General features: G+C 39.8%; 23 protein-coding genes. 17 read left to right on the forward strand and 6 right to left on the reverse strand.

All coding sequences use genetic code 11. From position 1 onward, the window contains the following. Positions 1-103 precede the first annotated feature (103 nt). Both tyrR and ACNSN2_RS03930 read left to right on the forward strand, forming a co-directional pair. The gene (tyrR, locus tag ACNSN2_RS03925; protein WP_008109548.1) at positions 104-1,660 is read left to right on the forward strand and encodes a transcriptional regulator TyrR; all 1,557 of its coding nucleotides are present in this window, start codon (positions 104-106) and stop codon (positions 1,658-1,660) included. Positions 1,661-1,772: 112 nt separating this feature from the next. Further along, complete coding sequence (locus ACNSN2_RS03930) at positions 1,773-2,309, forward strand: thioesterase family protein (protein WP_008109547.1); 537 nt, start codon at positions 1,773-1,775, stop codon at positions 2,307-2,309. Positions 2,310-2,361: 52 nt separating this feature from the next. On the opposite strand, the gene ACNSN2_RS03935 is transcribed toward ACNSN2_RS03930, so the two are convergent. Continuing rightward, positions 2,362-3,015 carry an OmpW/AlkL family protein gene (locus ACNSN2_RS03935; RefSeq protein WP_010391257.1) on the reverse strand — a complete coding sequence of 218 codons (654 nt, stop codon included), beginning with the start codon at positions 3,013-3,015 and terminating at the stop codon, positions 2,362-2,364. Positions 3,016-3,288: 273 nt separating this feature from the next. On the opposite strand from ACNSN2_RS03935, the gene ACNSN2_RS03940 reads away from it, so the two are divergent. Continuing rightward, positions 3,289-4,707 carry an MATE family efflux transporter gene (locus ACNSN2_RS03940; RefSeq protein WP_054202105.1) on the forward strand — a complete coding sequence of 473 codons (1,419 nt, stop codon included), beginning with the start codon at positions 3,289-3,291 and terminating at the stop codon, positions 4,705-4,707. 71 nt (positions 4,708-4,778) lie between these two features. Then, positions 4,779-5,969, forward strand: coding sequence for a succinyl-diaminopimelate desuccinylase (gene dapE / locus ACNSN2_RS03945; RefSeq protein WP_418608615.1), 1,191 nt, complete (start codon positions 4,779-4,781; stop codon positions 5,967-5,969). Between the two features lie 67 nt (positions 5,970-6,036). Here the strand turns inward: dapE and ACNSN2_RS03950 are convergent, their stop codons facing one another. Next, entirely contained in the window at positions 6,037-7,767 is a 1,731-nt protein-coding gene (locus tag ACNSN2_RS03950) for a GNAT family N-acyltransferase (RefSeq protein ID WP_418608616.1), read from the reverse strand. A gap of 159 nt (positions 7,768-7,926) precedes the next feature. Here ACNSN2_RS03950 and ACNSN2_RS03955 point away from each other — a divergent pair, with 159 nt between their 5' ends. Continuing rightward, a complete protein-coding gene (locus ACNSN2_RS03955; protein WP_418608617.1) occupies positions 7,927-8,847 on the forward strand; it encodes a 2-hydroxyacid dehydrogenase in 921 nt (306 codons plus the stop codon). A 261-nt stretch (positions 8,848-9,108) separates the two neighbouring features. Here the strand turns inward: ACNSN2_RS03955 and smrA are convergent, their stop codons facing one another. The 3 genes from smrA to ACNSN2_RS03970 all read right to left on the reverse strand — a co-directional run bounded on the left by smrA (position 9,109) and on the right by ACNSN2_RS03970 (position 10,593). Continuing rightward, positions 9,109-9,690, reverse strand: a complete 582-nt coding sequence (smrA, locus tag ACNSN2_RS03960) for a DNA endonuclease SmrA (RefSeq protein WP_418609038.1) — start codon at positions 9,688-9,690, stop codon at positions 9,109-9,111. A 131-nt stretch (positions 9,691-9,821) separates the two neighbouring features. Next, positions 9,822-10,067 carry a hypothetical protein gene (locus ACNSN2_RS03965; RefSeq protein WP_008114416.1) on the reverse strand — a complete coding sequence of 82 codons (246 nt, stop codon included), beginning with the start codon at positions 10,065-10,067 and terminating at the stop codon, positions 9,822-9,824. Between the two features lie 106 nt (positions 10,068-10,173). Then, a complete protein-coding gene (locus tag ACNSN2_RS03970) occupies positions 10,174-10,593 on the reverse strand; it encodes a hypothetical protein (protein WP_139336328.1) in 420 nt (139 codons plus the stop codon). A 108-nt stretch (positions 10,594-10,701) separates the two neighbouring features. Between ACNSN2_RS03970 and ACNSN2_RS03975 the strand changes: the two genes are divergently transcribed. Continuing rightward, complete coding sequence (locus ACNSN2_RS03975; protein WP_008114419.1) at positions 10,702-11,085, forward strand: response regulator; 384 nt, start codon at positions 10,702-10,704, stop codon at positions 11,083-11,085. A 67-nt stretch (positions 11,086-11,152) separates the two neighbouring features. Here the strand turns inward: ACNSN2_RS03975 and rpsT are convergent, their stop codons facing one another. Then, positions 11,153-11,413, reverse strand: coding sequence for a 30S ribosomal protein S20 (rpsT, locus tag ACNSN2_RS03980; protein WP_008114420.1), 261 nt, complete (start codon positions 11,411-11,413; stop codon positions 11,153-11,155). Between the two features lie 295 nt (positions 11,414-11,708). Here rpsT and murJ point away from each other — a divergent pair, with 295 nt between their 5' ends. The 11 genes from murJ (at position 11,709) to ACNSN2_RS04035 (ending at position 22,897) form a co-directional block, all read left to right on the forward strand. After that, a complete protein-coding gene (gene murJ, locus ACNSN2_RS03985; protein WP_041709107.1) occupies positions 11,709-13,247 on the forward strand; it encodes a murein biosynthesis integral membrane protein MurJ in 1,539 nt (512 codons plus the stop codon). A gap of 74 nt (positions 13,248-13,321) precedes the next feature. Next, the gene (gene ribF, locus ACNSN2_RS03990) at positions 13,322-14,260 is read left to right on the forward strand and encodes a bifunctional riboflavin kinase/FAD synthetase (protein WP_418608618.1); all 939 of its coding nucleotides are present in this window, start codon (positions 13,322-13,324) and stop codon (positions 14,258-14,260) included. 18 nt (positions 14,261-14,278) lie between these two features. Beyond that, on the forward strand, positions 14,279-17,107 hold the full coding sequence (gene ileS, locus ACNSN2_RS03995; RefSeq protein WP_418608619.1) for an isoleucine--tRNA ligase: 2,829 nt from the start codon (positions 14,279-14,281) through the stop codon (positions 17,105-17,107). Between the two features lie 12 nt (positions 17,108-17,119). Continuing rightward, positions 17,120-17,620: a signal peptidase II gene (gene lspA, locus ACNSN2_RS04000; RefSeq protein WP_075170606.1), complete on the forward strand. Its 501-nt coding sequence runs from the start codon at positions 17,120-17,122 to the stop codon at positions 17,618-17,620. Continuing rightward, positions 17,617-18,057 carry an FKBP-type peptidyl-prolyl cis-trans isomerase gene (gene fkpB / locus ACNSN2_RS04005; RefSeq protein ID WP_010391275.1) on the forward strand — a complete coding sequence of 147 codons (441 nt, stop codon included), beginning with the start codon at positions 17,617-17,619 and terminating at the stop codon, positions 18,055-18,057. The genes lspA and fkpB overlap by 4 nt, the downstream gene beginning before the upstream one ends. After that, positions 18,057-18,986, forward strand: coding sequence for a 4-hydroxy-3-methylbut-2-enyl diphosphate reductase (gene ispH / locus ACNSN2_RS04010; RefSeq protein WP_054202112.1), 930 nt, complete (start codon positions 18,057-18,059; stop codon positions 18,984-18,986). Before fkpB ends, ispH begins: the two co-directional genes overlap by 1 nt. Positions 18,987-19,013: 27 nt before the next feature. Then, positions 19,014-20,048 (forward strand): sensor histidine kinase, encoded by a 1,035-nt coding sequence (locus ACNSN2_RS04015; protein WP_138621439.1) that lies wholly within the window; start codon positions 19,014-19,016, stop codon positions 20,046-20,048. After that, on the forward strand, positions 20,045-20,749 hold the full coding sequence (locus ACNSN2_RS04020; protein WP_055011713.1) for a LytR/AlgR family response regulator transcription factor: 705 nt from the start codon (positions 20,045-20,047) through the stop codon (positions 20,747-20,749). Before ACNSN2_RS04015 ends, ACNSN2_RS04020 begins: the two co-directional genes overlap by 4 nt. Before the next feature lie 114 nt (positions 20,750-20,863). After that, positions 20,864-21,424, forward strand: coding sequence for a type IV pilus modification protein PilV (pilV, locus tag ACNSN2_RS04025; protein ID WP_010391280.1), 561 nt, complete (start codon positions 20,864-20,866; stop codon positions 21,422-21,424). A 1-nt stretch (position 21,425) separates the two neighbouring features. Further along, positions 21,426-22,424: a PilW family protein gene (locus ACNSN2_RS04030; protein ID WP_010391281.1), complete on the forward strand. Its 999-nt coding sequence runs from the start codon at positions 21,426-21,428 to the stop codon at positions 22,422-22,424. Beyond that, a complete protein-coding gene (locus tag ACNSN2_RS04035) occupies positions 22,412-22,897 on the forward strand; it encodes a hypothetical protein (RefSeq protein WP_055011715.1) in 486 nt (161 codons plus the stop codon). The genes ACNSN2_RS04030 and ACNSN2_RS04035 overlap by 13 nt, the downstream gene beginning before the upstream one ends. The last annotated feature ends 1 nt before the right edge of the window (position 22,898 follow it).

Genomic DNA, 22,898 nt, shown 5'->3' on the forward strand with positions numbered 1-22,898 from the left:
TAAAAAAACATTTTTCGTCCAAATTTCTTTACAATAAACTATGCTGATAATCATAGTTAGCGTATTATTCACGCCAATTAGTTTTTTCCTTACCTGAGGGTGTATGCGTTTAGATATTCACTGTGCAGACCGAGTTGGTATTGCTCAAGAGATTCTTAATATTTTAGTTAGCTACAATGTTGACTTGAAAGGAATTGAAGTCGACTCAGTTAATTGCCGTATGTATGTGAGTTTTCCTGAAATTGAATTTGAACAATTTCAAAAAATTATGCCTTCAATTCGATTGATCGATGGTGTACATGATGTACGTACCACCGCGTTTTTACCGTCTGAACGTGAGCACAATGAATTAAACACCTTATTAAGAGCACTGCCAGATGGTGTTATATCTATTGATGCTAAAGGCTGGGTGCGTTTGTGTAACGACGCGGCGTGTAAAGACTTACAGCTAACAGAAAAAGAAGTCATTGGCGCCAATATCAATAATTTACTTAAAGGTTTTAATTTTACCCGTTGGTTAGAAGGCAAAGAAGTACTTGGGCAAACTACCCGTGTAGAAGTGGCAGGTGAAGACTTTATTGCCGATATTTTACCTATTGCTGTACCACAAGGCAGTGAGGGGGATGTATTAGCGGGCGCGGTAATAAATATAAAATCGCAAAGCCGCCTAGGTCAGCAAGTGAGTGCGTTTAGACGCTATGGCCAAGAAAGCTTTGCGACAATTCATAATTTTAGTACGGCGATGCGTCGTGTTGTACGCGAAGCGCGAAAAATGGCGCAACTTGAAGCCCCCATTCTTATCACCGGTGAAACCGGCACAGGTAAAGAGTTATTAGCGCGAGCTTGTCACTATGCATCTAACCGCTCAGTAAAGCCGTTTATCGCTTTATCGTGTGCCTCGTTACCAGATGATGTTGCCGAGTCAGAGCTTTTTGGTTACGCCGGATATGAAGAAAATGCAGCGCCTAAACGCGGTGTACTTGAACAAGCGGATGGTGGAACAGTATTTTTAGATGAAGTGGGTGAAATGTCGACTCAGCTCCAAACTAAATTACTGCGCTTTTTACAAGACGGCACGTTTCGAAAAGTAGGCGACGAAAACGAAGTTAAAGTAAATGTTCGCATAGTTGCTGCTACCCAAAAAGATTTACCTGCAATGGTGCAAGAGGGCGTATTTAGAGAAGACTTATACTATCGCATTAATGTACTAACGTTAGAAATTGCACCACTGAGAGATCGTAAAGCCGATGTTGGCCCACTTGCTGAACACTTTATTCAAAAATATGCGCAGCAAAATGGCCATACTGTGCCTGAGCTATCTGAAGAATGTTTAACGTTTTTACAAGATTACCCATGGCCAGGTAATGTGCGCCAATTAGAAAATGCTATTTACCGTGCGGTATCGTTGTTAGAAGACAGTGAATTGCGAGTTGAGCATTTACAACTGCCGACCTTTACCCATGATTTAGGCTATTTAGAGTCTGATTTTGAGGGCTCGCTTGATCAAGCGGTTAAGCGTTTTGAAGCTACCTTATTGCGTAAGCTTTATCCAGCTTATCCAAGTTCACGTCAGTTAGCTAAGCGCTTAGGGCTAAGTCATACAGCGGTAGCTAATAAACTACGTGATTACGGTATTAATCGTAAAACGGTTAAAGTTTAAAGATAGATATTAAAACAACCTTTCTTAGTGATTGTCCCCTTGGTGTAAAAATACCCTAGGGGAGCAATTGCTATGATACACTCACAAAAAACAAACTGGTAAGACCTCAACTGTGAATTTATATTTTAGACTGCTGCTATTATTTTTCAAAATTAAACGTAATCGTGATTATCAATCATTGTTAGACACGGTTGATATAGACTACAAAGCACTGCCAAGTGACTGTGATATTAATTTGCACTTAACTAATTCACGCTATTTAGCAATGATGGATTTATCGCGCACATGGATGACCGAGCGAGTTGGTTTACTAAAGCAAATAATGAAGCGTCGTTGGTTTCCTATTGTTAATGCAACCGCCATTACTTATATCCGTGATATTAAGCCTATGCAGCGCTTTACCATTAGTACCCGTTTAGTCGGCTGGGATCATAAATACTTTTATATTGAACAAAAATTTCATTCAGAGCGTGGCTTACATGCAATTGCCTATGTACGTGGCGTATTTAAAAGTAAAAAAGGGGTGGTAAGCGTTGAGCATATGCTGGAGGTTGCTGGTTTTGAAGGCGTAGCACCTATTTTACCGGCAGAAATAATTCATTGGAAAGAAATGCTTGAGCAAAAAAAAGTAAATAACTTACCTCGTTAATTACACGCAAAAAAAAGGCCTTACGGCCTTTTTAACACACACATAATCGTTATTAAAACGAGTATTTAAGACCAAACATAGCTACAACAGGGTCAAGTGACACGGTTGAAGTTAATGCTTTTGCGCCATTAGCATATACAGTCGCATCAGTATCTATATCCATGATAGATACCATAGCGTGTAGGCCCCATTTCTCATCAATCTTGTAGTTAGCACCTACTTGAGCAACAAAACCAAATGAATCATCTAGTTTTACTTCCACGTCGTCAGTATTTAAAGTTGCTTTAAGTGCTGCAGAAGGCTGCTCGTCAAAGAACGTCGTATAGTTAATACCTACACCAACAAATGGACGAAGTGCGTAGCTGCTGTCTAAAAAGTGGTATTGTGCAACCAGTGATGGTGGTAAATGTTTAATGTCGGCAATTTTATTACCAGCTAAACCGCCTGTACCTTCTACATCATGAGAGAATGGCGTTGCTGCAATAAGCTCTAACACCCATTGGTCGTTAAATGCATAATCTACAGTAATACCTAACTGAGTATTTGAATCACCTTTTAAACCAAGAGTAGGTGCTTCGTTAATCTTTGAGCCATCGTTATCAGGGTTAACATTAATTGCGCCAACATTAACGCTAAAGTTAGCGTGTGCTGCAGGAGAAAGAGCTAGTAAAGAAGTAAGTATTGCAATGCTTAGTTTAGTTTTCATGTTGTTCTCCGTGAACTACTGTGTGACTATTTGTTGATTGAGGCTATTATCGCTCGAGTTTAAAAATAAAAACCTGTTCTAGATCAAAGTTTCAAAAGCGTATAAGTAAAGAGCCTCTATTTATTGATTTAGATTAAACTTTTACTTACTTAGTGCTCAAAAATTATTGACTGATCACTTAAATACCGGCCGTAAACGAAGTATTCAGAATATAATCAGCTAGTTTTGTTAAACTAGGGCTATGTTCACGGTTTAATAAAAGTAAGCGGCCTCATGACTCCCTCTGGTCAACTATTTCTTCAAGGCTCTATTGCCAAAGCGCTATTAAAATTAGGCATTCCTATTGTCCTCATTAATATTTTGCAGTCTGCTTATCAGCTTACAGATGCTTTTTGGGTTGGCCGGTTAGGGGCTGCGCAAGTGGCTGCTGTATCTATTAGTATGCCTGTCACATTTTTAGTTATTGCGATAGGTTCAGGATTTGCTATGGCTGGGGCGATTTTATCAGCCCAATACATGGGGGCAGGACAACAAGATAAGGTTAACCATGTTGCCGCGCAAACGGTGTTAATGGTGACATTAGTTGCACTATTACTTGGGTTACTAGGCTATGCATTATCACCTTATTTTTTAACCTTACTGGGGGTTGAAGCGGCCGTATATAGTGATGCGCTTAAGTTTATGCATGTATCTTTTATTGGCGTTATTTTTGTATTTATTTATGCCATGTTTCAATCGCTGATGCGGGGTATTGGGCAAACTAAGGTGCCGTTAATTATAGTCAGCACAACCGTGTTACTTAATTTTATACTCGATCCGTTATTCATATTTGGCTATGGTCGTTTTGAGGGGCTTGGTGTGATGGGCGCTGCGCTAGCAACATTGGTTACACAGAGCTTAGCGGCGCTTGCGGGCATCATTATATTTTTACGTGGTCGCCATGGTATTCAATTACAGCTAAAAAGCTTTTACCCCGACTGGCACTATATTAAGCGCGCTTTTTTCTTGGGAGCGCCTGGCTCTATTGAATTATCGACACGTGCATTTGGTTTGATCATCATGTCATTTCTAGTTGCCAGCTTTGGTACTACGACAATTGCTGCTTATGGTGTTGGCTCTAATATTTTGCAAATGGTAATGATCCCCGCTATGGGCTTATCAATGGCGGTATCAACCTTGGTTGGGCAAAATATGGGGGCTGGTAATATCAAGCGGGCTGAGCAGATCACTAAACTTGCTAGTGTGTGGGGATTGTTAGGGCTCTCATGTGTTGGCGCCATTGCATATTTATACGCAGATTCATTAGTTGCATTTTTTATTCCTGACGATAATGACGTTATTACTAATGGGGCGCAGTTTATTCAAGTAATGTGCTTAAGTTGGGGTGGAATAGGGGTGCAACTTTGTATTGTTGCTGCTTTTCGTGCCTCAGGTAATATGCTCAATGCAATGGTTATCGCGTTATTATCACAATGTGTAGTGCAGTTCCCTGCCGCTTATATTCTTTCTAATCATACTGAGCTTGGCGATCAAGGCATTTGGTATTCTTTTGCAATTACTAACATAACCATCGCATTGATAGCATTTGCATGGTTTATGCGTGGCTCTTGGAAAAAAACCAAGTTAACTAAAGAAGATAAGCACATAGTACAGGTTACACGAGAAACATTAATAGAAGAGGGCGCACGTTAGCTAGTAAATTCATAATGCGGTCATAAAAAGTCGTTGTAATAAATACATCGCTAAAACGAGGTGTGTTTATTATGACAAAAGCTAACAATACAAAAGCACAAGCGCCGTACTTAACTATTGCACAGTTAAAAACAGTGAGTCACTTACAAACTCTGATCCGATTTAAATCGATTACTCCTAATCCAGCTGGTGGCATTGAGTGGCTTGCGAACCACCTTACTGAGTTAGGCTTTAGTACAGAGCAATTTAGTTCTAATAATGTGACAAACTTAATTGCAAAAATAACCTTTGGGGCTGGCCCCGTGGTGGCATTTTCTGGGCATATTGATGTGGTACCCGCAACGCAAGGTGGCTGGTTAGCCGATCCGTTTAGTGGACACATAATTAACGATGCAATTTATGGGCGTGGTGCCGCCGATATGAAAGGAGGCATTGCCGCGATGCTTAGTGCAACGCAGACGTTAATAAACAGCGCGCAGCAAAAGCAGGGAACATTATTTTGGCTGATCACCTCAGATGAAGAAGGTGAGGCGGAGCATGGCTCTGTGTTGATTGCCAAGCGATTAGCACAACAGGGCGTTGTGCTTGATGGCTGTATTGTTGGTGAGCCAACCAGCCACCTGCAGGTAGGTGACACTATAAAAAATGGTCGACGTGGAGCCTTATCTGCGCGATTAACTATTCAAGGAAAGGCTGGGCATGTAGCCTATCCTGAGAATACCATTAATGCTGCGCACATCAGTGCTGAAGTAGTTAACAGGCTCACACAAATAGACTGGCCTTTAGATGAACTTAGTTCAAAAACAACGCTGCAAGTCACCGGTATTAATATTGATAATGTGCTAGATAACCTCGTGCCAGCCCAGTGTGATATTACTTTTAATATTCGCTATAGCCATGGGTATAAAAGTAAACATGTCAAGCAACGTGTGTTTGCTGCACTGAAGGATTTCAGCGAGCATTTGGTTATACAGTGGGAGCGTCCATGTGAACCCTATTATACAAGCCATAAGATTGAGAGTTGTTTACTCGCTCAGTTAGAGCAGGCAATTTTTAAAGTGACGGGGAATTATCCTTTATTAAGCACCAGTGGTGGGACGTCGGACGGACGATTTTTTGCACAGCAAAAAACACAAGTCATAGAGTGTGGGGTACGAAACCATAGTATTCATCAGGTTAATGAACATGTACCGATTTGCGACTTGTTAGAAATAGAAAAAATTTATAAGCAATTACTCCATGGTATTTTTACTCAGCCTTGAAGTATTAATAACTATTAAAGCGCCGCTAAATGCCGCTTTAATAGTTATTCGACTAAGGGTTAACGCTTTAACTTGCTGATGCTGATTTATCAGTACCCAAGTAGCGCTTTGCTTTGCTTGGTTTTACTTTTTCAAGATCAACCAATACTAGGCCATCAATACAATTATTGAATTGTGGATCAATACTAAAGCTTAAAAATTTAACTCCATTTGGTTCGCATAGCTCTGTATATTGTTTAAATAGTGTGGGTACATGCGTGCCCATGTTAGCGAGTATGTGTTTAAGCTCTACAAAATCTTCTTTTATATTATTACCCTCGAACAAGTTAGTGCACTGAGTTTGCTGTTCAGGTGTGTGACGAAAAGCATTGTTAGGCGTTGCGAGTGATTTTTCACAGCCATAATAGTGCTGATAATAATGCACTAATAAAGACTTTGCCTGCTCAGGTAGTGCGTTTGACACACTCACCGCACCAAATAAGTAACGGTATTGAGGGTAGCGATTTATAAAAGCGCCAATACCATACCATAAGTAGTCGAGACTTTTTCTGCCCCAATATTTAGGTTGTACAAAGCTTCGGCCTAGCTCTATGCCTTGTTTAAAATAAGGAGTCATATCTTGGGTATAATTAAATAGGCTATCGGTATAAAGCCCACTTTGTGAGTGTTGTTCAATCACATCCTGTGCACAAGCTAATCGGTAAGCACCCACCAACTCTAGTGCATATTCATCCCACAATACTAAGTGCTGATAGTGCATATCGTATTTATCTATGTCTCGGCGGTTTCCACTACCTTCACCTACAGCCCGGAAAGCGATTTCTCGTAAGCGGCCCAGTTCACGAAATAAGGGAGAGCTTCCTTGGTATTGGTACAAATAAATCACCATGCCATCACTGGTTTTACCTAAATGTTCGCAGCATTCTATGGCTTTTTTTAATTCTTTTTTACATTCAGGAGAGGCGATCGGAGCATGAGTTTTTAATGGTAGCGTTTTTTTTGTGGTTAAACGATATAGTTGCTTACGGATTAGCTCAACCACTTCTTTGTCTTTTAAGTCTGGGATTAAATAAGACTCAGGAGCAATGGAAGCGCCAATTTCAAACTCGAGTGATTTTTGACGTTGCTTAAACATTTCTTTTACCAGTAATAAGCTAGCCAGTGGTTTATAAAGCATTGATGCGCCGTAAAACAGCGGACTATTTCTGGCTTTAATATAGATAGGCAAAATAGGGCTGTTAGCCTTTTTAGCAATGCGTAAAAAGCCACTGTTCCATTTGCAGTCTTTTATACCCGTAGGACGAAGTCGAGAAACTTCACCGGCAGGGAAAATAAGTAACGCTCCTTCATTTTTTAAGTGCTGGTGGATATTACTCAGCTCTTGTTTTTTACTTTGCCCTGATAGGTTATCAACGGGTAGTAATAACGAATGCATGGCGTCAACGGTCATTAACATACGGTTAGCCACCACTTTTAAATCGGCTCTTACCGTTGATAACACATTAATTAATGCAAGCGCATCTAAGGAGCCGATAGGGTGGTTTGCAATAATGACAATTTTTCCTTCACTGGGAATATTTTCTATTTGCTTAGCTTTATAACGAGTTTCAAAATCAAGTTCATCAAGTACTTGCTCTACAAATTCTATTCCTTGAAGGTGGGGATAGGCAGTTGCAAAGTTTGTAAATTCTTGTTCATGTAATAAGTAGCTAAGACTTTTTTTTACCAGTTTTTTTATTTTAAATGAGTTAGTTAACTGTGGTAAATTGGTTGCTATTACTTTATCTACACTGATCATACGCACCTCTTTTTATACTAGGCTAAGGCCAATATGTTTAGCTTAGAGTGCGGATATGACAATACGCGGTCAGTTGTGTGACTTTTTAAAACCGTTTACTTACTATTGAATTAAACCATACCAGTACTACTATTTACGGTTACTTTTTAAGGAATCATCATGTCAGTTTTAGTCGCGATTACCGGTCGAGATAACACAAAATTAATTGCAAGAATGCAATCACAATTACCCAATATTCAAATTGAGCAGCTTGATGATTGCCAAGATTTTGCAAGTGTGGAATTTGTACTGGCTTGGAATGCGCCCGCGTCTTTATGGCCAAAGTTGATAAATTTGAAAGCGGTGTCATCGTTTGGTGCTGGGGTTGATAGTATCGATTTAAGTTTACTACCTGCACATGTTGAAGTAGTGCGCATTGTCGATAAACAGTTAGCCAATGACATGGCTGAATATGTACTTACTCATGTATTAGCGCAAAAATTGCGATTAAAAGAATATTTTTTAAAACAACAGCAAAGTGAATGGAAACCCAAAAGAGCGCATAAGCATAATCAAGTGAGTATTTTAGGGTTTGGCGAACTAGGTCAAGCATGTGCACATAGGCTAGTTAGTAACGCTTTTAAAGTCAATGCTTGGAGCCGAAGTCCTAAAACATCAACCATAGCAACACTCTACCATGGTGATCAGGGACTAAATGATATGTTAGTGAATACAGATTATTTAATCTGTCTACTGCCACTTACTAGCAATACCAAAGGTATTATTAATCAACAGTTGCTTAAGCAACTTCCTGAGCATGCTGTGTTAATTAATGTGGCCCGAGGTGAGCATGTTGTTGAAGCTGATTTGCTCGATGCGCTCAACAACGCACGTTTACGAGCAGCAACGCTTGATGTATTTTCCTGTGAGCCACTACCAAGCGAACACCCTTATTGGCAGCATCCAAATATTACTTTAACGCCGCATTGCGCTGCGTTGTCAGATCTAGATAGTGTTGTTGAACAAATAGCAGATAATATTTTGCGTTTAAAAGCGAGACAGCCATTAATTAATTGCATTAATAAGCAGCAAGGTTATTAGTTTAGAGTTGTTTGACTTTAAAGGATTAAAATTTGTTTAACTTTTAATAGAAACAGCTTGTTAACATTTGTAATTTTTATTATTGTTAAAAGCCGTTCTAACAATAATAATAAATAAATAGGATGAATTATGAAACCCAGTCAAGGGGGCGCAAAAATCAGCATTGTGGTTGTATCTATCATTATATTAGGAATATCTGCTTGGTTTAACCAAGCCAATGCGACAGTGCTGCTCAACTAATTCTTATTACCACAGTAGGAATTAGCTACGCTTGCTGTGGATTTCTCGGTTTTGATGCTTCTTATCATCACTCTTCTTCAGTAAGACATACGTTGCACCACTTCCTCCATGCTGCCTGAGTGCAGTATGAAATGCTAAAACACAGGGAATAGTTTGCAACCACTGGTTTACGTAACTTTTTAAAATACCCAGTTTGGCTTTATTTTTAATTCCTATTCCATGACGAACAAGAACCATTCTTATATTACGCTGGTGGCAGTCTTTAACAAAGGCTAACAAAGAAGCATGGGCGTTTTTTAAAAGTTGTCCGTGTAAATCTAATGTCGCATCGAGCTGATATTTAGCTAGTCTTACGTTTTTAAAAACCGGGCTTTGCACGCCATCTCGTTTAAAGCTTAATATGGCGAGTGGGTCGAGCAATTCAAGTGGTTCATCTAACGGATTAAATTGTTCACTGTTTAAGTTTAATTGTGCAGCTTTGTTTTTTTCTTGCTGTGCGATAACCGTTTTATGACTTTTAGATGGTAATGTCACGGTGTCGTGATTGATAGGGGTAACATCTTCCATAGAGGATAAGAATAAATCGAAATCTGACAACGGTATGGGCTTATCTCAAAATAGGCTAATACGAGATAAATTTTAACTTAGTTCAAACTAAGACCCAAGATTTTTAAAGTTGTGGAATAAAAAAAGCCCAGAAAAACTGGGCTATAAAATATTCTAAGGGGAAGTAATTAGTGCTGAGATACAGTAAATTGTCCAAATGTATAAACTTTAAACAAATAAAATGTGTTGATCAAAACTAAACTCATATTTGAAATAATACTCGACGACATAAGATCTAAGCTAAATGATAGGAATAACAAACCACAAGCACTAATCGCAGCAACGCGAAGCAGTGTCAGTTGGTTAATAAAGAATGCACCTAAACCTAGTGCAAGTAGTAATGTATTTAAAAGCCAATCTAGCTCGTTTAGCATGGTCGTTTCAATAGTTCAGTTGTTGAAAAAAGGAGCGCCATTATGTTGATCTTTTGCACAGCTTTCAACCAAGTAATTTTAAATTTTCAGATTAGTTTTTTTAATGTTAAAAGTAAGTGAGTAATACTGAAAATATTCCCTCTTCAGCAATAATTCGATATTTTTGGCAGCTTTGCGGCTGCTGTAAATCAATACATAAATAAAGTGTTCTTCGCTGCGTATCAAGTCGCGGATGAAGGGTTGAGTCCAATAGTTTTGGTTCGCTTGAAAACACCCCTGGCCAATACACACTTTGGCTTACCATAGATGATTTTTTATAAGTAAGTAAGCTTGGCTTTGGTATTAAAACAAGTATAAGTAATAATATCGTGAAAATAAAAAACAGGGCCAGCTTGATATCACGCTTAGTGTTCTTTGATTGCGGCTTTAATTGTGAGCCAAGGTTTGCAAGCTTATTAGTGGATGTAGGTTTAACAGTAATCGTTTTATTTTTTTTGCGGCGACTCTTTTTTGTGGTTTTCGACATAAAGCAAATCTGGCCTTTTTAGCTTAGCTCTCTATAATAAAGTAAATATTTGTATTTTAAGCAAATCACCAATTTCGCAGACATGGCTTTAGCCTATAAGGATTATATATGAATACGCAGCTATCTATTTTAATAGTTGATGATGTTAGCACGGTGCGTAGCTTTCTCAGTCAAACATTGATGCATTTAGGGATAGAGAATGTAAAAGAGGCGTCAACGGCCGCGCAGTGCATTAGCGAGTGTCGTGCAGCCAATTTTAATATTATATTTTTAGATATAGAACTACCTGATGGCGACGGTAAAGAGCTTATTGCGCAAATTAATGAGTTATCACCAGAGACAAACGTGGTGATGGTGTCGGCTCATTCAGGCGTTGAAAATGTGAAGGATGCGATAGATAGAGGGGCTAAAGGATTTGTAGTTAAGCCATTTTCTCCAAAGAAAATTGCGGCGATGTTGAAAAAGTTTTACCCAGAGCTTGATAACGTTTAATAGGCGCATTTATTTTGGGCAAAAAAAAACCGGCAAAAGCCGGTTTTTTTAATCTTGCAAAAACAAATTATAGCGCTTTAATTTTAGCAGCTAAACGGCTCTTATGACGAGCAGCTTTGTTTTTGTGGATTAGACCCTTAGTTGCGTAACGGTCTAGGATAGGTGTAGCAACAGAAAAAGCTTGCTGTGCAGCTTCTTTATCGCCAGCTTCAATAGCTACGATTACTTTTTTGAAGTAAGTACGCATCATTGAACGACGGCTTGCGTTGTGCTGACGGTTTTTTTCGCTTGTGATAGCGCGTTTTTTTGCAGACTTGATGTTAGCCAAGGTTTGCTCCTAACAATCTTAAATAAAGCTTAAATTAAAGGCCGTGGAATATGCCTGTTTTTATCATGAATGTCAATTTAATTTTAACAATCCAAGAAAAACTGCTCCTTATAACGAACATCAATTTGCCGCTTTAGCAGTTAATAGCGCTATTGTAACAAAGCAAGGGGTTCCAGCCTAGTGCTTTAAAGCGATTTATAAAAAAGACTATGGCATAATTAACTTAATTGCTGATTTTTAATATGGATTCATAGTGTCAAAAGGTTTGTTTCGTTCTGGGATGATTGTAAGTGCAATGACAATGATCTCGCGTATTTTAGGGCTAGTACGAGATGCCGTCGTAGCTAACTTGTTGGGCGCAGGCGCTGCGGCCGATGTATTTTTATTTGCTAACCGTATTCCTAATTTTTTACGCCGTTTATTTGCCGAAGGGGCTTTTGCGCAAGCATTTGTACCGGTATTAAGTGAAATTAAACAGCAGCAAGGCGATGAGAAGGTCAGAATATTTGTTGCCCAAGCCGCCGGCACGTTAGGCACTATTTTACTGATAGTGACGCTCTTTGGTGTGATAGCGTCACCTGTTATTGCTGCTTTATTCGGCACTGGTTGGTTTATTGATTGGTGGCAAGGTGGCCCTGACGCAGAAAAGTTTGAGCTTGCCAGTTCGCTATTAAAACTGACTTTTCCTTATTTGTTTTTTGTAAGCCTTGTGGCGCTCAGTGGCGCTGTGATGAACGTTTATAATCGTTTTGCCGTTGCGGCTTTTACCCCGGTTTTACTCAATGTATCTATTATTAGTTGTGCCATTTTACTACATGATCAGTTTTCTGTAGGCGCTTATGCGTTAGCTGTTGGCGTGTTTTTAGGAGGCGTGGTACAGCTATTATTTCAACTGCCGTTTTTGTATAAAGCAAAAATGCTAGCGCGCCCGCGCTGGGGTTGGCAAGATGAAAATGTGAAAAAAGTACGCAAGTTAATGCTCCCAGCCTTATTTGGTGTATCAATTAGTCAAATTAACTTATTACTCGATACGGTAATAGCTTCATTATTGATGACAGGCTCTATCGCTTGGCTGTATTACTCAGATAGACTGATTGAATTCCCACTTGGTTTATTTGGCATTGGTATTGCGACGGTTATTTTACCTGCGCTGTCAAAATTACACAGCAGTAAAAAAAGTAGCGACTTTCAACATACCCTAGATTGGGGAGTGAGGTTTGTGATTTTTTTAGGGCTTCCAGCAATGATAGGATTGATGATTATAAGCCCACTTATTATTACCGTGCTGTTTGATCATGGCGCTTTCAAAGAAGCGGGCATCGATCATGTTAAGGCGGTGAGCTTAGGGGTGGTTGCCTACTCAGTAGGATTAGTCAGTTTTATGTTAATTAAAGTCCTCGCGCCTGGGTTTTATTCTCGGCAAGATACTAAAACACCGGTACGCATTGGTATTATTACTTTGGTACTAAATATGGTGTTTAATATTATGCTGGCACCATTTATTGGCTACTTAGGTTTGGCACTGGCAACCTCAATGTCGGCAAGTTGTAATGCCTACTTACTGTATCGACAGCTTAAAAAAGAGAATGTTTATCAGTTTTCCAGCATGAGTGGCTACTTCACTTTGAAGTGTTTGTTGGCAAGTATAACAATGGGCGCATTGGTTTGGTTTACTAGTAGGCAATATGACTGGGTTAGTTGGCACTTTAGCGAACAAGTTATGTTATTGGTTGTGTTATTAATTATTGCGATTGTTAGTTACTTTTTTATGTTGTTTTTGATGGGTGTTAGACTAAATACGATAAAAAGTGTAGCAATTACTGAATCAAATTAAAAAAAAGATTATAATCGGACACTCTGCGGCCCGAGGTCGCATTTTATCGCTCGCTGAAAAAGGCATTAGGTGGCATGGAGTTAATTAGAGGTATACACAATATACGTCCACAACACTTTGGTTGTGTGCTGACCATTGGTAATTTTGATGGTGTTCATTTGGGTCATGCTGCCGTATTAAAAGGGCTTTTAGCTGATGCAAAAGAAAATAATTTACCCAGCACTGTAATGTTATTTGAGCCTCAGCCACAGGAGTTTTTTGCAAAGAGTAACGCTCCGGCTAGGCTGACTCGACTGCGTGATAAACTTCGTCTATTGAGTAACTTAGGAATTGAACGCGTTATTTGTATTAGCTTTAATCAGGCTTTTGCAAACATGCATGCTGAGCAGTTTGTTAGCGATATTTTAATTAAAAAGCTGGGCGTTAAAGCATTAACGGTTGGTGATGATTTTAGGTTTGGTAAACAGCGCCAAGGTAACTTTAGTCTATTGGCAACTATGGGCACCCAAGTGGGAATGAGTGTTAAAAGCACTGCCAGCTTTAGGCAATTAAATGCTAGAGTAAGCAGTACCTTGATACGAGAAGCGCTTGCTGAAGGTGACTTAGTTAGTGCAAAAGTTATGCTTGGGCATAATTATGCAATATCTGGACGTGTTATTCATGGCTGGAAAAAAGGCCGCGAACTGGGTTTTAGAACGGCAAATATTGCACTAAAACGTCAAGTTTGTCCGGTCAATGGTGTATTTGCGGTTCAAGTGATGATCGCAGGAAAGAAAGTTTTTGGGGTGGCTAACATTGGAAACAAACCCACGTTTAATGGAACTCGTGCCTTATTAGAAGTTCACCTTTTTGATTTTGCACAAGATATTTATGGACAATTTATGCATGTGGAGTTAATTGAAAAACTCCGCAATGAGAAAAAATTCGAGACATTAACACAACTGACGGCACAAATAGCAACCGATGTTGCCGCCGCTAAGCAGTGTTTTGGTTTAAAATTAGGTAGCCGATAGAAACGGAAAGTAGGATTAATGAGCGACTACAAACATACTTTGAATTTACCGGAAACAATGTTTCCAATGCGTGGCAATTTGGCACAACGTGAACCAAAAATGCTTAAAGCATGGTATGAAGACGACCTATACGGTCAAATTCGCAGCGCGAAGAAAGGTAAAAAAACTTTCATTTTGCATGACGGCCCTCCGTATGCAAACGGCGATATCCATTTAGGCCACTCAGTAAATAAAATATTAAAAGATATTATTGTTAAGTCTAAAACTTTATCAGACTTTGATGCGCCATACGTACCAGGTTGGGACTGTCATGGTTTACCAATCGAGTTAATGGTTGAGAAAAAAGTCGGTAAACCCGGTGTTAAGGTAACTGCGGCAGAGTTTCGTGAGAAATGTCGTGCCTATGCTAAAAAGCAAGTGGAAGGCCAAAAAGTAGACTTTAAACGTTTAGGCGTTTTTGGTGATTGGGATAAACCTTACCTAACCATGAACTTTGACTTTGAAGCTAATGCCATTCGTGTACTGGGCCGCATTATAAAAAATGGTCACCTTCATAAAGGTGCTAAGCCTGTGCATTGGTGTACAGATTGTGGTTCAGCATTAGCTGAGGCCGAAGTTGAATACCAAGATAAACAATCTCCAGCTATTGATGTACGCTTTACTTTTACAGATCAAGATGCGGTAGTTAATGCGTTTGATTTAGCGGCTGGCCATACAGGAACAGGTAGCGTAGGAACCGTCATTTGGACTACGACACCATGGACTTTGCCAGCAAACCGTGCGGTAGCTGTGCATGCTGATTTAGAATACGCGCTAGTACAAGTAGAAGATGAAGGCGTTCAGCAACGTCTTATTATAGGTTCTGAGCTGGTTAAAGATGCGATGGATCGTTTTGGTTTTAACCATTTCCATATCCTTGGCTATGTTAAAGGCGCAGCACTTGAAAACTTAACCGTAGCACATCCTTTTTATGACCTTAATGTTCCTGTTATTGTTGCTGAGCACGTAACAACAGATTCTGGTACGGGTATCGTGCATACTGCACCAGGTCATGGTCAAGAAGATTTCGTGGCAGGTCTTGAGTACAATCTTGAAGTAGCTAACCCTGTTGGCGCAAACGGTGTGTACTTACCTGATACTGAATTATTTGCCGGTCAACATGTGTTTAAAGCCAATGCGAGTGTAATTGAGGTATTAAAAGAAAATAATGCCCTAATGCATCATCATGCATTAACGCACAGCTACCCACATTGCTGGCGCCATAAAACACCTATTATTTTCCGTGCCACACCACAATGGTTTGTTAGCATGGATCAGGCTAACTTGCGCCAAGACTCACTGGCTGAAATTAAAAATACCCAATGGTTACCTGAATGGGGCGAAAGCCGTATTGCCAACATGGTTGAAGGCCGCCCTGATTGGTGTATTTCACGCCAACGTACTTGGGGTGTACCTATTGCGCTGTTTGTTGATAAAGACACGGGTGCATTACACCCAAATACTCAAGAGCTGATTGAGCAAGCAGCAGCGCTTGTTGAAAAGTCAGGTATTCAAGCATGGTATGACCTAGAGCCAGCTACTTTACTAGGTGAAGAAGACGCACAACAATACATGAAAGTGCAAGACACACTCGATGTGTGGTTTGATTCAGGTGTAACTCATGCCTGTGTTGTTGATGCGCGTGAAGATTTAACCGGTCCTGCTGATTTATACCTAGAGGGTTCAGATCAACACCGTGGTTGGTTTATGTCATCAATGATGACCTCAGTGGCAATAAATGGTCATGCACCTTACAAACAAGTGCTAACGCATGGCTTTACGGTTGATGAAAACGGCCGCAAAATGTCTAAGTCATTAGGTAATGTTATTTCACCACAAAATGTGATGAATAAACTAGGTGCTGATATTTTACGTTTATGGGTAGCATCAACTGATTACACGGCAGAAATGACGGTATCAGATGAAATATTCAAACGTTCAGCAGATCGCTACCGTCGTATTCGTAACACCAGCCGTTACTTACTTGCTAACCTTAGTGGTTTTGATCCAAAAACGGATCAAGTTGCTGTGGATGATATGGTTGAGCTTGATAAGTGGATTGTAGGGCGCGCAGCACAGTTACAAGATGACATTTTAGCAGCGTACGATAGCTACCAAATGCTATTAGTAACGCAAAAGCTAATGAACTTCTGTACCGGTGAGCTTGGTTCGTTCTACTTAGACGTTATAAAAGATCGTCAGTACACGGCAAAAAGCGACAGTCATGCACGTCGTTCTTGTCAAACCGCGCTGTACCACATTGCTGAAGCGATGACGCGTTGGATGGCACCAATCATGAGCTTTACAGCACAAGAAATTTGGGAAGCACTTCCAGGTGAGCGCAGTGACTATGTATTTACTTCAACTTGGTATGAGGGCTTACAAGCGCCAACTACGACCAAGTTTAGTAATGAAGATTGGCAAGCAATTTTAAATGTGCGTGACGAAGTAAACCGTCTGCTAGAAGCTGCACGTAAAGAAGAAGTGATTGGCGCTACATTACAAGCAACAGTTAACTTGTTTGCAAGTAAAGAACTTGCAGCAAAACTGACCGCACTAGGTGATGAACTTCGCTTTGTGTTACTTACTTCAGCTGTAAATGTTACTGAAGTAGAGAGCCAGCCTGCAGACTCACAAGCAACCGAAATTGAAGGTTTATACATTAGCGTATCAGCAACAGAGGCTAAAAAGTGTGAGCGTTGTTGGCACTATAGTGAAGATGTAGGCGTTGAGCCTGCGCACCCTGAAATCTGTGGTCGTTGTGTAAGTAACGTTGACGGTGAAGGTGAAAAGCGTCAATTCGCTTAGGAGTTGTTTTTAGTGAGCAAACTAACCCAAAAAAGTGGTTTAGTGTGGCTTTGGTTGAGTCTATTACTACTAGTAATAGACTTTGCCAGTAAAACACTGGTTGTAAACACCATGGCTTATGGTGAGTCAATTAATCTACTGCCTATTTTTAGTATCACTTATGTACATAACTACGGTGCAGCTTACAGCTTTTTAAGCGAAGCGGGTGGCTGGCAACGCTGGTTTTTAAGTGTAATAGCAATCGCAATTAGTTGTTTGTTGATATGGTGGTTAAAGCGCCTTCCTGCGTCTAATAAAGTATTGTGCGGTGCATATTCGTTAGTGTTAGCGGGTGCTATCGGTAACTTATACGACCGTGTTGCTTATGGATACGTTATTGATTTTTTACATGTGTTTTACGAAGACTCACATTTCCCCGTATTTAATATTGCAGACTGTGCTATTTGTATTGGCGCTGCATTATTACTATTTGACGCCTTTACAGGCGAAGAACCAAAGGAGCATAAAGCATGAGCCAAGCTGTAATTGGTGAAAACTCAGACGTTATTTTTCATTTTTCTATTAAACTAGAAGATGGCTCTGCCGCTGACTCAACAAAAGTGCATAACAAACCTGCCAAGCTCACTATGGGTGATGGCAGCTTAACCGCTAACTTTGAAAAATGTTTGCTTGGCCTAACTGCGGGTGAAAGCAAAACATTTGAACTTGAGCCTGAAGATGCCTTTGGTCAACCTAATCCAGATAATATTTATTATGTAGATCGTAGTAAGTTTGGTGCAGAAACACCGGCTAAAGTAGGGGCGATTATTGCCTTTACTCAACCTGATGGTACTGAGCTTCCAGGCCTGGTTCGTGAAGTGCAAGGTGAGTCTGTCACTATCGATTTTAACCACCCTTTAGCGGGTCAACGTTTAACGTTTGAGGTTGATATTATTGAGGTACAAGGTTAATGGAAATATTACTAGCTAATCCACGAGGCTTTTGCGCCGGTGTTGACCGCGCAATTAGTATTGTTGAGCGCGCTTTAGATATTTTTGAAAAACCAATCTATGTAAGACACGAAGTGGTGCATAACCGTTATGTAGTCGATGGTTTAAAAAATCGCGGCGCCGTGTTTGTTGAAGAACTAGATCAGGTTCCAGATGACAGCATTGTTATTTTCAGCGCTCATGGTGTATCTCAGGCTGTTCGCTCAGAGGCTAAACGCAGAGAGTTAAAAGTATTTGATGCAACCTGTCCGTTAGTGACTAAGGTGCATATGGAAGTAACGCGTGCTAGTAAAAAAGGTATTGAATGCATCTTAATTGGTCACCACGGACACCCTGAGGTTGAGGGTACTATGGGTCAATACGATAACGAGCAAGGTGGTATTTACCTTGTTGAAACGGTTGATGATGTGTTAAAGCTTGATGTAAAAAATGCGGATAATCTTTTTTACTGCAGCCAAACAACTCTATCTGTAGATGATACTGCCGATGTGATTGATGCTTTACGTAGTAAATTTCCTGCAATCGATGGCCCACGTAAAGATGATATTTGTTATGCAACGCAAAACCGTCAAGATGCGGTTCGTGATTTAGCTGATAAAGTAGATGTGTTATTAGTTGTGGGTGCTAAAAATAGCTCCAACTCTAATCGCTTAAGAGAGCTGGCAGATAAAATGGGGACGCAAGCCTATTTAATTGATGATGCTAGTAATGTTGAAGCATCATGGTTTGATGGTATCAATAGTGTAGGTGTGACTGCCGGTGCTTCAGCTCCTGAGGTATTAGTTCAGCAAGTCATTACTCGTTTAAAAGAGCTTGGTGGCACGCAAGTAACCGAGAACCCAGGTGAAGAAGAAAACATCGTTTTTGCTGTACCAGTAGAGCTGCGTTAGTCTATTAATAGATAAAAGGAGGGCCGAATGAGTAAGCAACTGACACCAGATGCACTACTTTTTTCGGCCCTTTTTAATGAGCGTGGTGTACTTGCATCCCTCGTAGTAACACAAGTCGTGGCTATTATTTTAGCTTTTGCTCCTAATGCTGGCGGTGACATATGGCTGCACTTGGGAGAGATTAGTTTATTTCTTCATGTAACAGTATTAGTCAGTACCTCTTTTTTATACATTTGCCGGCGATTTCTTGCAAAACAGCCTCAGTTTATTCAGCTTAGTTTTTTTATTGCTGTATATAGTCTGAGCACTGCTTTATTTAGTCTGGCTTTTTCTCATATTGCTTTTGATATAGAAAACGAAAAACAACTTACGTTTTTTGTGTTACGTAATTGCATTATTGTATTTTTGCTTACCTTACTTTTTGTACAATTTTTGCTTATTCATTTTGAAAAAGAACAGCAAGCCAAAGCACTCTCTCGAGCGGAGCTTGATGCCTTGCAGGCGCGGATCAGACCCCATTTTTTATATAATAGTTTGAATACGGCAGCAGAATTAACGCATCATGACGTTGAAGCTGCTGAGAATGCTATTTTGGCATTAGCAGCGCTTTCGCAAGCTGCAATGCGTTCAGGGCAAAGTGTATTACTCAGTGATGAAATAATATTAACTAAACAATATATTGCTCTTGAATCATGGCGTTTTGCAGAGCGTTTACAGGTTGAGTGGTTATTACCAGAAAACCTCCCTGCGCTCTATATTCCATATCTAACATTACAACCTTTGGTAGAGAACGCAGTATGTCATGGTGTAGAGCCCAGCCAAAGTGGTGCTACCATTAGTATTGAGTTGCATGTTACAACACATTATTTAACCTTGATTGTAACTAACCCTGTACCTACTGAAACTGCTAATACTAGAGAGCATAACGGTATGGCAATTGATAATATCCGTTCTCGTTTAAGTATTTATTATAAAGGTCGGGCGCAATTGACTATAACCAACAAAGAAAATAAATTTAGAGTTAAAGTGGTTATCCCAAAACAAACAGAGAACATGTTATGAATGTACTGATTGTAGATGATGAACCCTTAGCAAGAGCACGCTTAAAGCGTTTACTTGGTCAAAGCCATACATCCCTTCATGTGCAAGGTGAGGCCGATAATGGCAATGACGCTTTAATGAAAATAGAAGAGCTTCAGCCTGATTTAGTGTTTTTAGATGTTGACATGCCAGGCTTAAATGGCATCGAAGTGGCTAATCAACTCAATGGCTTGGCGGTTCCCCCTGCGATTATTTTTATAACCGCTCACCCTGAGCATGCACTTGATGCACTGCAACTAAATGCAGCTGGGTATTTAGTAAAACCTATATCAGTAAAAAGTTTGCAACATGCATTACAACAGCTAGGACGTTTAAACAGAGTACACCTGCAACAGCAACATACAGAAAAAGTAACGTATCAACTGGCCGGCACTATCAGAAGTATTGAAATAGAGAGTATTTTTTATTTTAACGCAGAGGAAAAGTATACCAAGGTTGTGTTTGATCAAGGGGAAGCTTTAATTGAGGACAGTTTAAAGCATCTTGAAATGCAATACCCGCATCATTTATTAAGAATTCATCGACATACTTTGGTGAATAAGAACAAAATCATTGCCCTACATACGCTTAAAAACCATCAACATGTTATTGAGCTACAAGGCTGTAGCGCTTTTTTAGCTGTAAGTCGTCGAGCACTCAAAAGCGTAAAAAGCGAACTTTAATACACCTACCCATTAACCGCTTATCAACATAATTAACCGTTAGTCATGGTTCTAGTTGAATCTAATTTTTAATTGCATACACTTATTGTTAGATAATTATTATTTGGTTTAAGTATGTTCTCGACTGTATTTAAGTTTCAAAAGGGCTTTACTCTCATCGAAGTTCTGATTGCTTTCATTATTTTAAGCTTTGGCTTACTCGGTGCGGTGGCTTTACAAGCAAAAGCAAAGCAAGCAAGTTTTGATTCAATGCAACGTGCTGCTGCTGTTGCGCTTGGTAATGATATTATTCAACGTATTCGAGCAAACGATACTTCGCAACTCGCGACCCATTATGATGTAGAGTTTACCAGTGAAACCACTAAGAAACCGTCTAAAACATGTTTTACAAGCTCTTGTAGTAACGCACAAATAGCTAGTTTAGATATCGAGCAATGGAAACGTGCTATCCGAGCCCGAGAGAATACCGGATCACTTGATGGGGCAACTGTGTGTATTAACCCTGAAGTTGTAGGGGGGTCTGGGGGGAAAGCATATAACATAGAGGTTATTGTTTCTTGGCAGGGTCGCCAAGAATTTAAAGCGAGTGAGGCCACAGGTAAAATTAGCTGTGGTGTTGCAGATAAAAAACGTCGCTTAGTCGTGCTTAATAGCTATGTATATGTTAGGAGCTAAAATGAAGCAAACAGGATTTACACTCATTGAAATGATGATATCTCTATTTATAGGGGGATTAATTTTGGGTGGGGTAATGTTTACTTATATCGGTATGAAAGTAACCACCAAAGACACAATGACTATAGGTGAGTTACAAGAATCAGGTCGCTTAGCTATAAATATTATGCAACGTGATATTGAGCAGGTTGGTTTTTGGGGAACATTTTATGATGATTCTTTCACCGTTATAAACACATCATCATTGTCGAATCCTACAGGTGATTGTTTTGAAGGTCTCAATAACGGTAGCTTTCCTGATTTAACCAGCAGCAGTAACTTTAAAACGCTTTATGCAAAAACAGCTACTAGTTCAAGTGAACTTAATTGCGTTAATAACCCTTTAGCAGGCACTGATATTTTACAGGTTAAGTTTTTACAAGGAAACCAACTAGAAGTGGATGCCGCAGGTGTTAATGAAACGCAAAGTGATGAGAATTATTTTATTGCTGAGCAAGAAAGTGCTCGCTTTGAGCGAGGTGTTGTTGACCCTACTAGCATAAATATTAATGCGTCGGTATGGCCGTATAGTCATCACAGCTATTATATTTCAGAGCAAACTTATACGGTAAATAATAAGAGCCTTACTGTACCTGCACTAATGCGAAAACGTTTGGTGGGAGGGTCTATAAACACTGAAACCATAATGGAAGGCGTGGAAAATATGCGTTTTGTTTTTGGTCTAGATACTACCAGCGACAGCCGTGTTGATACATACAAAAGCATCAATGATATGAATGTCAGTGACTGGGAAAATCGTAAAGGCATTTTAACAGTACAAGTTTTTTTATTGATCAGAGCATTGCAGCCTGATCCAGGTCTTAAAATTAAGAACCAAACGTACGTATTAGGGGAAGATGCTAATAGTCGCACTCTCACTTTTTCAGATAATTTCAGACGAACTGTTTTCACGACGACTATTCGTTTAAATAACGTGGGTGCAAATTTATGGCGTATTTAACGCAGATGAAAAATAAACAACAGGGCGTTGTACTTATTACAGCGCTTATTATGGTCATAGCAGTGACAGGAATTGCGGTTACTTTAATGAGCAGTAGTAGTATTGATATTAAAATTACCAACGCAGCCCAAGAGCGCGAGGTTGCAGAAAACCAACTAATTGGTGAAGTGCAGCGCATAATTGCTGACGAAGTCAGTAAAGGAGCTGCTAATCAGTTCTTTTTGACCCCTGAAGAAGTTTCAGACAAGGGTATTGTTATGGCTGAACGTGATGATATGAAAAGCAATATGATTAATTTAAACAATGGTGTACTCGATTTAGAATGCCCTCGTCGTTTTAGTTTTACTGCTGGTATCTCATGCAACATGGTACAAGTTTCAACAACCATAGAATATGGCTCTAAAAGTAAGCACCAGCTTACAATTGTGACCGGCGTAGCCCAAGAGATGGCTAGCATAAGTAAGGGGATTTAAA

This window comes from Pseudoalteromonas sp. US3C1013 (genome assembly GCF_048401115.1).
Classification (GTDB): Bacteria; Pseudomonadota; Gammaproteobacteria; order Enterobacterales; family Alteromonadaceae; genus Pseudoalteromonas; species Pseudoalteromonas undina.

Bases quoted from the DNA above. Each gene is read 5' to 3' on its own strand.
- tyrR (WP_008109548.1), top strand. From the start codon at position 104: ATGCGTTTAGATATTCACTGTGCAGACCGAGTTGGTATTGCTCAAGAG.
- ACNSN2_RS03935 (WP_010391257.1), bottom strand. From the start codon at position 3,015: ATGAAAACTAAACTAAGCATTGCAATACTTACTTCTTTACTAGCTCTT.
- ACNSN2_RS03940 (WP_054202105.1), top strand. From the start codon at position 3,289: ATGACTCCCTCTGGTCAACTATTTCTTCAAGGCTCTATTGCCAAAGCG.
- dapE (WP_418608615.1), top strand. From the start codon at position 4,779: ATGACAAAAGCTAACAATACAAAAGCACAAGCGCCGTACTTAACTATT.
- ACNSN2_RS03950 (WP_418608616.1), bottom strand. From the start codon at position 7,767: ATGATCAGTGTAGATAAAGTAATAGCAACCAATTTACCACAGTTAACT.
- ACNSN2_RS03955 (WP_418608617.1), top strand. From the start codon at position 7,927: ATGTCAGTTTTAGTCGCGATTACCGGTCGAGATAACACAAAATTAATT.
- ACNSN2_RS03965 (WP_008114416.1), bottom strand. From the start codon at position 10,067: ATGCTAAACGAGCTAGATTGGCTTTTAAATACATTACTACTTGCACTA.
- ACNSN2_RS03970 (WP_139336328.1), bottom strand. From the start codon at position 10,593: ATGTCGAAAACCACAAAAAAGAGTCGCCGCAAAAAAAATAAAACGATT.
- ACNSN2_RS03975 (WP_008114419.1), top strand. From the start codon at position 10,702: ATGAATACGCAGCTATCTATTTTAATAGTTGATGATGTTAGCACGGTG.
- murJ (WP_041709107.1), top strand. From the start codon at position 11,709: ATGACAATGATCTCGCGTATTTTAGGGCTAGTACGAGATGCCGTCGTA.
- ribF (WP_418608618.1), top strand. From the start codon at position 13,322: ATGGAGTTAATTAGAGGTATACACAATATACGTCCACAACACTTTGGT.
- ileS (WP_418608619.1), top strand. From the start codon at position 14,279: ATGAGCGACTACAAACATACTTTGAATTTACCGGAAACAATGTTTCCA.
- fkpB (WP_010391275.1), top strand. From the start codon at position 17,617: ATGAGCCAAGCTGTAATTGGTGAAAACTCAGACGTTATTTTTCATTTT.
- ispH (WP_054202112.1), top strand. From the start codon at position 18,057: ATGGAAATATTACTAGCTAATCCACGAGGCTTTTGCGCCGGTGTTGAC.
- ACNSN2_RS04015 (WP_138621439.1), top strand. From the start codon at position 19,014: ATGAGTAAGCAACTGACACCAGATGCACTACTTTTTTCGGCCCTTTTT.
- ACNSN2_RS04020 (WP_055011713.1), top strand. From the start codon at position 20,045: ATGAATGTACTGATTGTAGATGATGAACCCTTAGCAAGAGCACGCTTA.
- pilV (WP_010391280.1), top strand. From the start codon at position 20,864: ATGTTCTCGACTGTATTTAAGTTTCAAAAGGGCTTTACTCTCATCGAA.
- ACNSN2_RS04030 (WP_010391281.1), top strand. From the start codon at position 21,426: ATGAAGCAAACAGGATTTACACTCATTGAAATGATGATATCTCTATTT.
- ACNSN2_RS04035 (WP_055011715.1), top strand. From the start codon at position 22,412: ATGGCGTATTTAACGCAGATGAAAAATAAACAACAGGGCGTTGTACTT.